The organism is Streptomyces sp. NBC_00727 (genome assembly GCF_045161745.1).
Lineage (GTDB): Bacteria > Actinomycetota > Actinomycetes > Streptomycetales > Streptomycetaceae > Streptomyces.
Window position 1 is genome coordinate 5,280,801 of the sequence record NZ_CP108981.1, and the last position, 12,885, is coordinate 5,293,685.

Here is a 12,885-nt window from a genome sequence, read left to right on the forward strand (position 1 = left end):
CCTGTGCGACGACAACTGTTCCGCAGAATTACAGGGGACGCTTCGGCGTCCCTTCTTTCTTTTCCCCCGGACTCGCGCAGGTCCCGCCCCGGACGTACACCCCTTCCCTTACCGTCTGATGTGCCCTGCACCTTCAGCGGCGAAACCGAGAGTGAAAGGTAGAGTCCGGCGGCGTGCACCTCAAGGCCCTGACCCTGCGCGGTTTCAAGTCGTTCGCCTCCGCCACGACCCTGCGCTTCGAACCCGGTATCACCTGCGTCGTCGGGCCCAACGGATCGGGCAAGTCCAATGTGGTGGACGCGCTCTCCTGGGTCATGGGGGAACAGGGCGCGAAATCGCTGCGCGGCGGCAAGATGGAGGACGTGATCTTCGCCGGGACCACCGGCCGGCCGCCGCTGGGCCGCGCCGAGGTCTCGCTGACCATCGACAACTCCGACGGCGCCCTGCCCATCGAGTACGCCGAGGTCACCATCACGCGGATCATGTTCCGCAACGGCGGCAGCGAATACCAGATCAACGGCGACACCTGCCGGCTGCTCGACATCCAGGAACTCCTCTCCGACTCCGGCATCGGCCGCGAGATGCACGTCATCGTCGGCCAGGGCCAGCTGGACTCCGTCCTGCACGCCGACCCGATGGGGCGCCGCGCCTTCATCGAGGAGGCGGCCGGGGTCCTCAAGCACCGCAAGCGCAAGGAGAAGGCGCTGCGGAAGCTGGACGCGATGGGGGCGAACCTGGCCAGGGTCCAGGACCTCACCGACGAGCTGCGGCGGCAGCTGAAACCGCTGGGCCGGCAGGCGGCCGTGGCCCGCCGGGCCGCTGTCATCCAGGCCGACCTGCGCGACGCCCGGCTGCGCCTCCTCGCCGACGACCTGGTGACCCTGCGCACCGCCCTGCGCAGCGAGATCGCCGACGAGGCCGCGCTCAGGCAGCGCCGGGAGGCGGCCGAGGCGGAACTCAAGGCGGCCCTCGCCCGCGAGGCCGAACTGGAGGACGCGGTACGTCGGCTGACCCCGCGCCTCCAGCGCGCCCAGCAGACCTGGTACGAGCTGTCGCAGCTGGCCGAGCGGGTACGCGGCACGATCTCGCTGGCCGACGCCCGGGTGAAGAGCGCCACCGCGCCGCCCGAGGAGGAGCGCCGCGGCCGCGACCCCGAGGACATGGAGCGCGAGGCCGCCCGTGTCCGCGAGCAGGAGGCCGAGCTGACCGCGGCCCTGGAGGCGGCGGAGCACGCGCTCGACGACACCGCCTCCCACCGCCAGGAGCTGGAGCGGGAGTTGGCCGCCGAGGAGCGCCGGCTCAAGGACGCCGCCCGCGCCCTGGCCGACCGCCGCGAAGGGCTCGCCCGGCTCCACGGCCAGGTCAACGCCGCCCGCAGCCGCGCCGGTTCGGCCCAGGCGGAGATCGACCGGCTGTCCGCCTCGCGTGACGAGGCGCGGGAGCGGGCCGTCGCGGCCCAGGAGGAGTACGAGCAGCTGAAGGCCGAGGTCGACGGCCTGGACGCCGGCGACACGGAGCTCGGCGAACAGCACGACGCGGCCCGGCGCGAGCTGAAGGAGGCCGAGGCCGCGCTCTCCCGGGCCCGCGAGGAGGCCACCGCCGCCGAACGGCAGCGCGCCGCCGTCGCCGCCCGGCACGACGCGCTGGCCCTCGGGCTGCGGCGCAAGGACGGTACGGGGGCGCTGCTCGGCGCCCGCGACCAGCTCGCCGGCCTGCTCGGCCCCGCCGCCGAACTGCTGACCGTGGCCCCGGGCCACGAGGTCGCGGTGGCGGCGGCACTGGGCGCGGCGGCCGACGCCGTGGCGGTCGCGGACCCGGCCACGGCGGCGGAGGCGATCCGGCTCCTGCGCAAACAGGACGCGGGCCGCGCGGCGCTGCTGCTGGGTGGGCCGGCGCGGGCCGCCATCGGGGACGGCGACGCGACCGGGCACGTACCCGGCCAGGGCACCTCCGCACACCCGCCGCACCACGGGGCCGCCACGCACGTCGCGCTTCCCGGCCCGGGCCCGGAGGGCGGGGGAGCAGCGGAGGCCGCAGCGGCGACGCGGGCGCCGGACCCCGTACACACCGTGCGGGGCCTCGCCCCCACCGGCGGCTCCGCCGCCCCCGTCGCCGACCTGGTCACCGGCCCCGTCGAACTGGTGGCCGCTGTCCGCAGGCTGGTGCGGGACATGGTGGTCGTCGCGACCCTGGAGGACGCCGAGGACCTGGTCGCCGGGCATCCCGGGCTGACCGCGGTGACCGCCGAGGGCGATCTGCTCTCCGCCCACTTCGCGCACGGCGGTTCCGCCGGGGCGCCCAGCCTGCTCGAAGTGCAGGCGTCCGTGGACGAGGCGGCCGCCGAGCTCGACGGGCTGGCCGTGCGCTGCACCGGACTCGCCGAGGCCCAGCGGCTCGCGGCCGAGCGGCGGACCGCTTCGGCGGCGCTCGTCGAGGAGCTGGGGGAGCGGCGCCGGGCCGTCGAGCGGGAGCGGTCCGGGGTGGCCCAGCAGCTCGGCCGCCTGGCCGGCCAGGCGCGGGGCGCCGCCGGTGAGGCCGAGCGCATGGACGCCTCCGCCGCCCGGGCCCAGGAGGCGCTGGAGCGGGCCACCGAGGAGGCGGAGGAGCTGGCCGAGCGGCTGCTCGTCGCCGAGGAGGCGGCCGGGGACGGTGCCGACGACGAACCGGACACCGCCGTGCGCGACCGACTCGCTGCCGACGGCGCCAACGCCCGCCAGACCGAGATGGAGGCCCGCCTCCAGGTCCGCACCCACGAGGAACGCGTCAAGGCGCTAGCCGGGCGCGCCGACTCCCTGGACCGGGCCGCGCGCACCGAGCGCGAGGCGCGGTCCAGGGCCGAGCAGCGGCGCGCCCGGCTGCGCCACGAGGCGGAGGTGGCCGCTGCCGTGGCCTCGGGTGCCCGGCAGCTGCTGGCGCACGTCGAGGTGTCCGTCGTACGGGCGGAGCAGGAGCGGGTGGCGGCCGAGGCGTCGAAGGGCGAGCGGGAGCGGGAGCTGGCGGCCGAGCGGCTGCGGGGCCGCGACCTCAAGGGGGAGCTCGACAAGCTGACGGACTCGGTGCACCGGGGCGAGGTGCTCGGTGCCGAGAAGCGGCTGCGGATGGAGCAGCTGGAGACGAAGGCGCTGGAGGAGCTGGGCGTCGAGCCGGCCGGTCTGGTCGCGGAGTACGGCCCCGACCAGCCGGTGCCGCCGTCCCCGCCCGCCGAGGGCGAGGAGCTGCCGGAGGACCCGGAGCATCCCCGTAACCAGCCCAGGCCCTTCGTCAGGGCCGAGCAGGAGAAGCGGCTCAAGTCGGCCGAACGGGCGTACCAGCAACTCGGGAAGGTGAATCCGCTCGCCCTCGAAGAGTTCTCCGCGCTGGAGGAGCGGCACAAGTTCCTCTCCGAGCAGTTGGAGGACCTGAAGAAGACCCGGGCCGATCTGCTCCAGGTCGTCAAGGAGGTCGACGAGCGGGTGGAGCAGGTGTTCACGGAGGCGTACCGGGACACCGCGCGCGAGTTCGAGGGCGTCTTCTCGCGGCTCTTCCCGGGCGGTGAGGGGCGGCTGATCCTCACCGATCCCGGCAACATGCTGGCCACCGGTGTGGACGTCGAGGCCCGGCCGCCGGGCAAGAAGGTCAAGCGGCTCTCCCTGCTGTCCGGCGGGGAAAGGTCCCTGACGGCGGTGGCGTTGCTGGTCTCGATCTTCAAGGCGAGGCCGAGTCCGTTCTATGTGATGGACGAGGTCGAGGCGGCGCTCGACGACACGAACCTCCAGCGGCTGATCCGGATCATGGAGGAGCTCCAGGAGAGCTCGCAGCTCATCGTGATCACGCATCAGAAGCGGACGATGGAGGTCGCCGACGCGCTGTACGGCGTCTCGATGCAGGGCGACGGCGTCTCCAAGGTGATCAGCCAGCGTCTTCGCTGAGCGCGGGGGTACCCGAGTGGTGGCGGGGCCGATGTTGTGCGCCACTTGAGATCAGTTCACCCATGTCCGATGCCGCGGCCCCGCGCCAGGGAGGCCTTACGTGACCAGTACATCGCCAGGACCAGGACCGGAGTCCGGGGCCCGATCGGCCCATCCGGACCACCTCGGCCATGTCATCTTCATCACCGCCGCGGCCGCGATGGGCGGCTTCCTGTTCGGCTACGACAGCTCCGTGATCAACGGGGCGGTCGAGGCGATCCGCCACCGGTACGACATCGGCTCCGGCACGCTCGCCCAGGTCATCGCCATCGCGCTGATCGGCTGCGCGATCGGCGCCGCCACGGCCGGCCGCATCGCCGACCGCATCGGGCGCATCCGCTGCATGCAGATCGCCGCCGTCCTGTTCACCATCAGCGCCGTGGGCTCCGCGCTCCCGTTCGCGCTCTGGGACCTGGCGATGTGGCGCATCATCGGCGGCTTCGCGATCGGCATGGCCTCGGTGATCGGCCCGGCGTACATCGCCGAGGTCTCGCCGCCCGCCTACCGGGGCCGGCTCGGCTCGTTCCAGCAGGCCGCGATCGTCATCGGCATCGCCATCTCCCAGCTCGTCAACTACGGCATCCTGCAGCTCGCCGACGGCGACCAGCGCGGCAAGATCGGCGGGCTCGAGGCCTGGCAGTGGATGCTCGGGGTGATGGTCGTGCCCGCCATCCTCTACGGGCTGCTCTCGTTCGCCATCCCCGAGTCGCCGCGCTTCCTGCTCTCCGTCGGCAAGCGGGAGCGGGCCCGGGAGATCCTCGAAGAGGTCGAGGGCAAGGACGTCGACCTCGACGCGCGCGTCGAGGAGATCGAGACCGCGATGCGCCGGGAGCACAAGTCCACCTTCAAGGACCTGCTCGGCAGCCGCTTCGGCTTCCTGCCCATCGTCTGGGTCGGCATCGGCCTCTCGGTGTTCCAGCAGCTCGTCGGCATCAACGTGGCGTTCTACTATTCGGCGACCCTGTGGCAGTCCGTCGGCATCGACCCCACCGACTCCTTCTTCTGGTCGTTCACCACGTCGATCGTCAACATCATCGGTACCGTCATCGCGATGATCCTGGTGGACCGCGTCGGCCGCCGTCCGCTCGCCCTCGTCGGCTCCTGCGGCATGGCCGTCGCCCTCGCCTTCGAGGCGTGGGCCTTCTCCGCCGACCTGGTCGACGGCAAGCTCCCGACCGCCCAGGGCGCGGTCGCCCTCGCCGCCGCCCACGTCTTCGTTCTCTTCTTCGCCCTGTCGTGGGGTGTGGTGGTCTGGGTCTTCCTCGGCGAGATGTTCCCCAACCGCATCCGCGCCGCCGCGCTCGGCGTCGCCGCCTCGGCGCAGTGGATCGCCAACTGGGCGATCACCGCGAGCTTCCCGAGCCTCGCCGACTGGAACCTCTCGGCCACGTACATCATCTACGCCTGCTTCGCCACGCTCTCGATCCCGTTCGTCATCAAGTTCGTGAAGGAGACCAAGGGCAAGACGCTGGAGGAGATGGGCTGACTCCCCGCCGCCCCTCCTCGGAACCGTACGGCCCCGCTCGCACCGGACGAGCGGGGCCGTACGCGGCTCAGCCGGCGGCCGCCGGGCGGCCCGGGCGCGGCAGCATCGCGTACAGACCGCCCGAGACGAGCACCGTGACCGCCCAGCCCAGGCCGCTGCGGCCCGGCCAGGTGCCGGCGAGGGGGCCGGTGAACCACTCCGCACCGGTGAACAGCAGCCCCGCCGCGAGACCCGCGGCCCAGGCCGCGACGGCGGACCACGCGACGCCTCCCGCGTACCAGTACGCGCCACCCGGACCGGTGTCCATCAGCGCCACCGGGTCGTACGCGCGGCCGCGCAGCATGTCCGTGACGAACACCCCGATCCAGGCGGAGAACGTCACCGCGAGCAGATGCAGGAAGGAGACGAACGCCTCGATGAAACTGCTCGCCACCATCATCAGGAGCGCCCCCAGGAACAGGCTGATCGCCGCGTTCACCCCGACGGCCCAGGCGCGCGGAACCGTGAAGCCGAGGGTCTGCGCGGTGAAGCCGGCCGAGTACATCGACAGCGCGTTGATGAGCACCATGCCGCTGACCGCCACGACCAGGTACGGGACGGAGAGCCAGGTCGGCAGCAGTACGCCGATGAACGAGACCGGATCGCTGGTGACGGCGAGCTCCGGCGTACGCACCGCCATCACCGCCCCCATCACCACCAGCGGCACCAGCACCACCAGCGCCCCGCCCACCGTGACCGCGACCATGGCCCGGCCCGGGGCGCCGCGCGGCAGATAGCGGGTGAAGTCCGGCCCGGACGGCGCCCAGCTGATCCCGCCGGCCGTCAGCGTGCCGATCCCCGCGATCACCATCGACACCGGGCCCGGCGGCCGGTCCAGCACCGCGCGCCACGGCACCGACCCGGCCAGATGCACCAGAACGAGCACGCTGAAGGCGCCGAAGAGGTACGCCGACCAGGTGCAGCACACCCGCAGCGCCCGCAGCCCCAGCCCCGACAGCAGAAAGCTGCCCGCGACGAAGGCGAGCAGCGTCGCCATGATCAGCGCGGTCGTGCTCCGGACGCCGAACAGCACATGGCCCACGGTCAGCAGGGCGTACGCCCCGGTGACCGCGTTCATCGTCTCCCAGCCCCACCGCGCCACCCAGATCAGCGCACCGGGCGCCAGATTGCCGCGTTGGCCGAAAACCGCCCGCGACAGCGCCATTCCTGGGGCGCCGCCGCGCTTCCCGGCCACCGAGACGAAACCCACCAGGCCGAACGAGACCAGGGGCGCCACGACCGCCGCCACCAGCACCTGCCGGAAACTCAGCCCGTTCAGCACGACGAGCCCCGCTCCGACGGTGAGGAGCAGCACGGTCATGTTCGCCGTGGCCCAGGTGGGGAAGAGGGCCCGGACCCGGCCGGTCCGCGCCTCGTCGGGCACGGGTTCCAGGCCACGGGTCTCCACGGCCAGGATCGTACCTTTCCGGGATACCGGGCTTAACGAACGGATCGGGACGTACTCCTCCGGCCCTGCCCCGAGCCCGTCCCTTCCCCGATTGCCGGCCCGGGTGACTGATACTGGGTGGGTTATGGAATTCGTCATCCTTGCTGTAGTCATCGCCCTGGTCGCGGTCGGCGTGATCAGCGGGCTCGTGGTCAGCAGCCGCAAGAAGAAGCAGCTGCCCCCGGCGCCGTCGAGCACGCCGCCCCTCACACCTCCCGCCGAGCCCCATGTCGGCGAGGAGGCCGAAGAGCCGCGCGAGGAATCGCGCCGCACCATCGAGGACGTCGCGGCCCCGCCCGCCGAGGCCGCCCCGGAGACCGTGGAGCCCGAGGCGCCCGCCGCCCCCGCGCTCGACGTCCCCGAGCCCACCGCCGGCCGGCTCGTCCGGCTGCGGGCCCGCCTCGCCCGCTCGCAGAACACCCTCGGCAAGGGGCTCCTCGCGCTCCTGTCCCGGGACAACCTCGACGAGGACACCTGGGAGGAGATCGAGGACACCCTCCTCACCGCCGACGTCGGCGTCGCCCCCACCCAGGAACTGGTCGAGCGCCTCCGCGAGCGCGTCCGGGTGCTCGGCACCCGCACCCCCGAGGAGCTGCGCGCCCTGCTGCGCGAGGAACTGCTCACCCTGCTCGGTACCGACTTCGACCGCGCCGTGAAGACGGAGGGCGGTCTCGAGACCCCCGGCGTCGTGATGGTCGTCGGGGTCAACGGCACCGGCAAGACCACCACCACCGGCAAGCTGGCCCGGGTGCTGGTCGCCGACGGCCGCAGCGTCGTGCTCGGCGCGGCCGACACCTTCCGCGCCGCCGCCGCCGACCAGCTCCAGACCTGGGGCGAGCGCGTCGGCGCCCGCACCGTGCGCGGCCCCGAGGGCGGCGACCCGGCGTCCATCGCCTACGACGCCGTCAAGGAGGGCATCGCCGAGGGCGCCGACGTCGTGCTCATCGACACCGCCGGCCGGCTGCACACCAAGACCGGCCTGATGGACGAGCTGGGCAAGGTCAAGCGGGTCGTCGAGAAGCACGGCCCGCTCGACGAGGTGCTGCTCGTCCTCGACGCCACCACCGGGCAGAACGGCCTGGTCCAGGCGCGGGTCTTCGCCGAGGTCGTCGACATCACCGGCATCGTCCTCACCAAGCTCGACGGCACCGCCAAGGGCGGCATCGTCATCGCCGTCCAGCGCGAGCTGGGCGTGCCGGTCAAGCTCGTCGGACTCGGCGAGGGCCCGGACGACCTGGCCCCGTTCGAGCCGGAGGCCTTCGTGGACGCCCTGATCGGGGACTGACCCCCACCGCGCAGCTTCGAAGCCCGGCCGTCTTCGTACGGCCGGGCTTCCTGCTGTCAGGGCGGTACGCGGCTCAGCCGCAGGGCGCCGCCCACCGGTGGCAGAGGTACGCCAGCGTGCCGAGCAGCAGCCGGGCCTCCGGGGGCGTCGCGCTCTCCAGGCCGGGCGGCCGCAGCCAGCGCACCGGTCCGAGCCCGCCCCGGTCGGAGGGCGGCGCCGTGATGTGGCTGCCGGGGCCGAGCGCCCGCAGGTCCAGCCCCGCGTCGTCCCAGCCCATCCGGTACAGCAGCCCGGGGAGCGCCTCGGCCGCGCCCGGCGCCACGAAGAACTGCGCGCGGCCCTGCGGGGTCACCGCGACCGGGCCCAGCGGCAGACCCATCCGCTCCATCCGCACCAGGGCCCGGCGCCCGGCCGCCTCCGCCACGTCGAGCACGTCGAAGCCGCGGCCCACGGGGAGCATCATCGAGGCGCCCGGCACCTCGGCCCAGGCCCGCGCCACCGCGTCGAGCGTGGCCCCCGCGGGCACCTCGCGGGCGAAGTCCAGCGGATGCGCGCCCGGGGCGGCGCAGCCGGTGTCCCCGCAGGAGCAGGCGCCGTCCGCCGCGCGGGCCCCCGGCACGACGGCCCAGCCCCACAGCCCCGTGTACTCAGCCACCGCGGTGCTGCCGGCGGCGGCACGGGCACGACGTCGTGCACCGGTGCGCATCTCGCGGATGCCGATCGTGAAGCCCATGCCCCCTCCAACGGGTCCGGCTCGCCGGTGGTTACGAAGAGGAGCGTGCAACCGTCCGCGCGCCCCCCGGCGCTTCCTTGCGCCGGTACTGATCGCCCCGTCAAGTGAATCGCGGCCCACGGGGGTGGCGTTCAATCGAAGGGGTGGCGAATGGTGGCGATTGCGCAAAGGCCCTCGCCGAGCCGGTGATCGTGGGATTACCGTCGGTACACGAACCGTGGAAGTATGTGCGTCCGCGGGTATGCCGGAGGCAACCCGGTTTTCTGTTCGATCGGGCGCAACACCCGTACGGGCGACATGAGTTCGCGGCATTCTGATAGTGCTTCGCGCGACAGGTATTCGGCGGGATGGGGGCTTATCCGTGAGTGGCAGCGGCGCAGGCGAGACGAATGCCGGCAAGCAGCCGAACGGGCAACTGGGCTCGTGGTTCGTGCGCAGCGGCTGGTCGAAGGGCGAGCTGGCGCGTCAGGTGAACCGCCGGGCGCGTCAGATGGGCGCCCACCACATCAGCACCGACACCTCCCGGGTGCGGCGCTGGCTGGACGGCGAGCAGCCGCGCGAGCCGATCCCGCGCATCCTGTCCGAGCTGTTCTCCGAGCGCTTCGGCAGCGTCGTCGCCGTCGAGGACCTGGGCCTGCGCACCCCGCACCAGGCACCCTCCGTGGCCGGTGTCGACCTGCCGTGGGCGGGGCCGCAGACCGTCGCCCTGCTCAGCGAGTTCTCGCGCAGCGACCTGATGCTCGCCCGCCGCGGCTTCCTCGGCAGCTCCCTCGCCCTTGCCGCGGGTCCCGCCCTCATCGAGCCCATGCAGCGCTGGCTGGTGCCGGTCGTGGGCGCCCCCGCCGCCGAACCGGAACCCGCCACCGTCTCCCGCCGCCCTTCCCGGCTCTCCGGCCCCGAGCTGGACCTGCTGGAGTCGACGACCGCGATGTTCCGCCAGTGGGACGCGCAGTGCGGCGGCGGGCTGCGCCGCAAGGCCGTCGTCGGCCAGCTCCACGAGGTCACCGACCTGCTCCAGGAGCCCCAGCCCGCCGCCACCTCCAAGCGCCTGTTCCGCTGCGCCGCCGAACTGGCCGAGCTGGCCGGCTGGATGAGCTACGACGTCGGCCTCCAGCCCACCGCCCAGAAGTACTTCGTGCTCGCCCTGCACGCCTCCAAGGAGGCCGGTGACAAGCCGCTGGGCTCGTACGTCCTGTCCAGCATGAGCCGCCAGATGATCCACCTCGGCCGCCCGGACGACGCCCTGGAGCTGATCCACCTCGCCCAGTACGGCAGCCGCGACTGCGCGACCCCGCGCACCCAGGCCATGCTGTACGCGATGGAGGCCCGCGCCTACGCCAACATGGGCCAGCCCAGCAAGTGCAAGCGGGCCGTCCGGATGGCCGAGGACACCTTCCTCGACGCCGGGGTCGACGGCGAGCCCGAGCCGGACTGGGTCCGCTTCTTCTCCGAGGCCGAGCTCAACGGCGAGAACTCGCACTCCTTCCGGGACCTCGCCTACGTGGCCGGCCGCAGCCCCACGTACGCCTCGCTCGCCGAGCCCGTCATGCGCAGGGCGGTCCAGCTCTTCGGCGAGGACGACGAGCACCAGCGCTCCTACGCGCTCAATCTCATCGGCCTCGCCACCGTCCACCTGCTCAAGGGCGAGCCCGAGGCGTCCACCGGGCCGGCCGAGCAGGCGCTGCGCGTCGCCAGGAAGGTCCGCTCCGAGCGCGTCAACACCCGGCTCCGCAAGACCGTCGACACCGCCGCCAGGGACTTCGGGGACGTGCCCGAGGTCGCCCGGCTCACCGAACTCCTCATCGAACAGCTCCCCGAGACCGTGGAAGCCGTCTAGCGCGACCACGTCACGGGCCCACCTGCCCCGGCCACGACGATCACCCAGCACAGACCGACTTCGGCTCCCCCCATTGCCAGGTCAACGGGTGATCGCCGTGGCCGGTTCGTGTGGTCGTTCCCCCGCCGGAGCGTCGTAACCGCACCGTATGCGGCCCGGGCCGCAGAGTGGGCGGGAGCGTGGGCAGGGCATGTGCGGTTCATGGGGACGTAACACGTCGCTCCCCTTCGTCACTGCGGCGAAACATCAAGGCGCACCGGCCGAAACGGCACTGGACGAACCTCGTGGCTCATGGGACCGGCCGGCGCAACCGGCCCGCACCTTTCCCCCGTGGTTCCGCAGTGGTTGTGCCCCCACCGCCCGCACGCGGCCGCACCGACGACGAGGAGACGCCGATGCCCCCAGGCATCACGACGCTTGCCGCAGACACCCCGACGCTGTCTGCCGCCAACACCGGCTTCATGCTCATCTGCTCGGCCCTGGTGATGCTCATGACCCCGGCCCTCGCCTTCTTCTACGGAGGCATGGTCCGTGTCAAGAGCACCCTCAACATGCTGATGATGAGCTTCATCAGCCTCGGCATCGTCACGATCCTGTGGGTGCTCTACGGCTTCAGCCTCGCCTTCGGCACCGACGCCGGCTCCGTCATCGGCTGGAGCCAGGACTTCGTCGGCCTCAGCGGGATCGGCGTCACGGAACTCTGGGACGGCTACACCATCCCGGTCTACGTCTTCGCCGTGTTCCAGCTGATGTTCGCCGTCCTCACGCCCGCGTTGATAAGCGGCGCCCTCGCCGACCGGGTCAAGTTCACCTCCTGGGCCCTGTTCATCACGCTGTGGGTCACCGTCGTCTACTTCCCGGTCGCGCACTGGGTGTGGGGCACGGGCGGCTGGCTGTACGAGCTCGGCGTCATCGACTTCGCCGGCGGTACGGCCGTCCACATCAACGCGGGTGCCGCCGCCCTCGGCGTGATCCTGGTGATCGGCAAGCGCGTCGGCTTCAAGAAGGACCCGATGCGGCCGCACAGCCTGCCGCTCGTCATGCTCGGCGCCGGGCTCCTCTGGTTCGGCTGGTTCGGCTTCAACGCCGGCTCCTGGCTCGGCAACGACGACGGCGTGGGCGCGGTCATGTTCGTCAACACCCAGGTCGCCACCGGTGCCGCGATGCTCGCCTGGCTCGCCTACGAGAAGATCCGCCACGGCGCCTTCACCACCCTGGGCGCGGCCTCCGGCGCGGTCGCCGGACTCGTCGCCATCACCCCGGCCGGCGGCGCGGTCAGCCCGCTCGGCGCCATCGCGGTCGGCGCCATCGCCGGTGCGCTGTGCGCCATGGCCGTCGGCCTCAAGTACAAGCTCGGCTACGACGACTCCCTCGACGTCGTCGGCGTCCACCTCGTCGGCGGCATCATCGGCTCGCTGCTCGTCGGCTTCTTCGCCACCGGCGGCGTCCAGTCCGACGTCAAGGGCCTCTTCTACGGCGGCGGCCTCGACCAGCTCGGCAAGCAGGCCGTCGGCGTCTTCGCGGTCCTCGCGTACTCTCTCGTCGTCTCCGCGCTCCTCGCCTTCCTGGTCGACAAGATCCTCGGAATGCGCGTGGACGAGGACGACGAGGTCTCCGGCATCGACCAGGTCGAACACGCGGAGACCGCGTACGACTTCAGCGGTGCCGGCGGCGGCGCGGCCTCCCGTACCGCCGCCCCCGCCACCGGCCCGGCCGCCCCGACGAACAAGAAGGTGGACGCATGAAGCTCATCACCGCAGTCGTGAAGCCCCACCGCCTCGACGAGATCAAGGAGGCCCTCCAGGCCTTCGGCGTCCAGGGCCTCACCGTCACCGAGGCCAGCGGCTACGGACGCCAGCGCGGCCACACCGAGGTCTACCGGGGCGCCGAGTACACCGTCGACCTCGTCCCCAAGATCCGCATCGAGGTCCTGGTCGAGGACGAGGACGCCGAACAGCTCCTCGACGTCGTCGTCAAGGCCGCCCGAACCGGCAAGATCGGCGACGGCAAGGTCTGGAGCGTCCCCGTCGAGACCGCCGTCAGGGTCCGTACGGGCGAACGCGGCCCGGACGCGCTCTGACCGCACCGGTCCACTGTTTCGCACGGTTCCG

General features: G+C 72.5%; 8 protein-coding genes. 6 read left to right on the forward strand and 2 right to left on the reverse strand.

The genetic code is table 11. The features are described 5' to 3' along the window. The first annotated feature begins 173 nt into the window (after positions 1 to 173). Together OG242_RS24065 and OG242_RS24070 are read left to right on the forward strand one after the other, a co-directional pair. On the forward strand, positions 174 to 3,908 hold the full coding sequence (locus OG242_RS24065) for an AAA family ATPase (protein ID WP_405900127.1): 3,735 nt from the start codon (positions 174 to 176) through the stop codon (positions 3,906 to 3,908). A 100-nt stretch (positions 3,909 to 4,008) separates the two neighbouring features. Further along, on the forward strand, positions 4,009 to 5,433 hold the full coding sequence (locus tag OG242_RS24070) for a sugar porter family MFS transporter (RefSeq protein ID WP_405900128.1): 1,425 nt from the start codon (positions 4,009 to 4,011) through the stop codon (positions 5,431 to 5,433). Positions 5,434 to 5,500: 67 nt separating this feature from the next. Here the strand turns inward: OG242_RS24070 and OG242_RS24075 are convergent, their stop codons facing one another. Beyond that, a complete protein-coding gene (locus OG242_RS24075) occupies positions 5,501 to 6,880 on the reverse strand; it encodes a purine-cytosine permease family protein (RefSeq protein ID WP_405900129.1) in 1,380 nt (459 codons plus the stop codon). Positions 6,881 to 7,004: 124 nt separating this feature from the next. Between OG242_RS24075 and ftsY the strand changes: the two genes are divergently transcribed. Next, positions 7,005 to 8,204, forward strand: a complete 1,200-nt coding sequence (ftsY, locus tag OG242_RS24080) for a signal recognition particle-docking protein FtsY (protein ID WP_405900130.1) — start codon at positions 7,005 to 7,007, stop codon at positions 8,202 to 8,204. Positions 8,205 to 8,277: 73 nt separating this feature from the next. On the opposite strand, the gene OG242_RS24085 is transcribed toward ftsY, so the two are convergent. Then, positions 8,278 to 8,937, reverse strand: coding sequence for a bifunctional DNA primase/polymerase (locus tag OG242_RS24085; protein ID WP_405900131.1), 660 nt, complete (start codon positions 8,935 to 8,937; stop codon positions 8,278 to 8,280). 361 nt (positions 8,938 to 9,298) lie between these two features. On the opposite strand from OG242_RS24085, the gene OG242_RS24090 reads away from it, so the two are divergent. The 3 genes from OG242_RS24090 to OG242_RS24100 all read left to right on the forward strand — a co-directional run bounded on the left by OG242_RS24090 (position 9,299) and on the right by OG242_RS24100 (position 12,854). Next, the gene (locus tag OG242_RS24090) at positions 9,299 to 10,774 is read left to right on the forward strand and encodes a hypothetical protein (protein ID WP_405900132.1); all 1,476 of its coding nucleotides are present in this window, start codon (positions 9,299 to 9,301) and stop codon (positions 10,772 to 10,774) included. A gap of 395 nt (positions 10,775 to 11,169) precedes the next feature. Beyond that, positions 11,170 to 12,519, forward strand: coding sequence for an ammonium transporter (locus OG242_RS24095; protein WP_405900133.1), 1,350 nt, complete (start codon positions 11,170 to 11,172; stop codon positions 12,517 to 12,519). Beyond that, on the forward strand, positions 12,516 to 12,854 hold the full coding sequence (locus OG242_RS24100; RefSeq protein ID WP_020572989.1) for a P-II family nitrogen regulator: 339 nt from the start codon (positions 12,516 to 12,518) through the stop codon (positions 12,852 to 12,854). Before OG242_RS24095 ends, OG242_RS24100 begins: the two co-directional genes overlap by 4 nt. Positions 12,855 to 12,885: the final 31 nt, after the last annotated feature.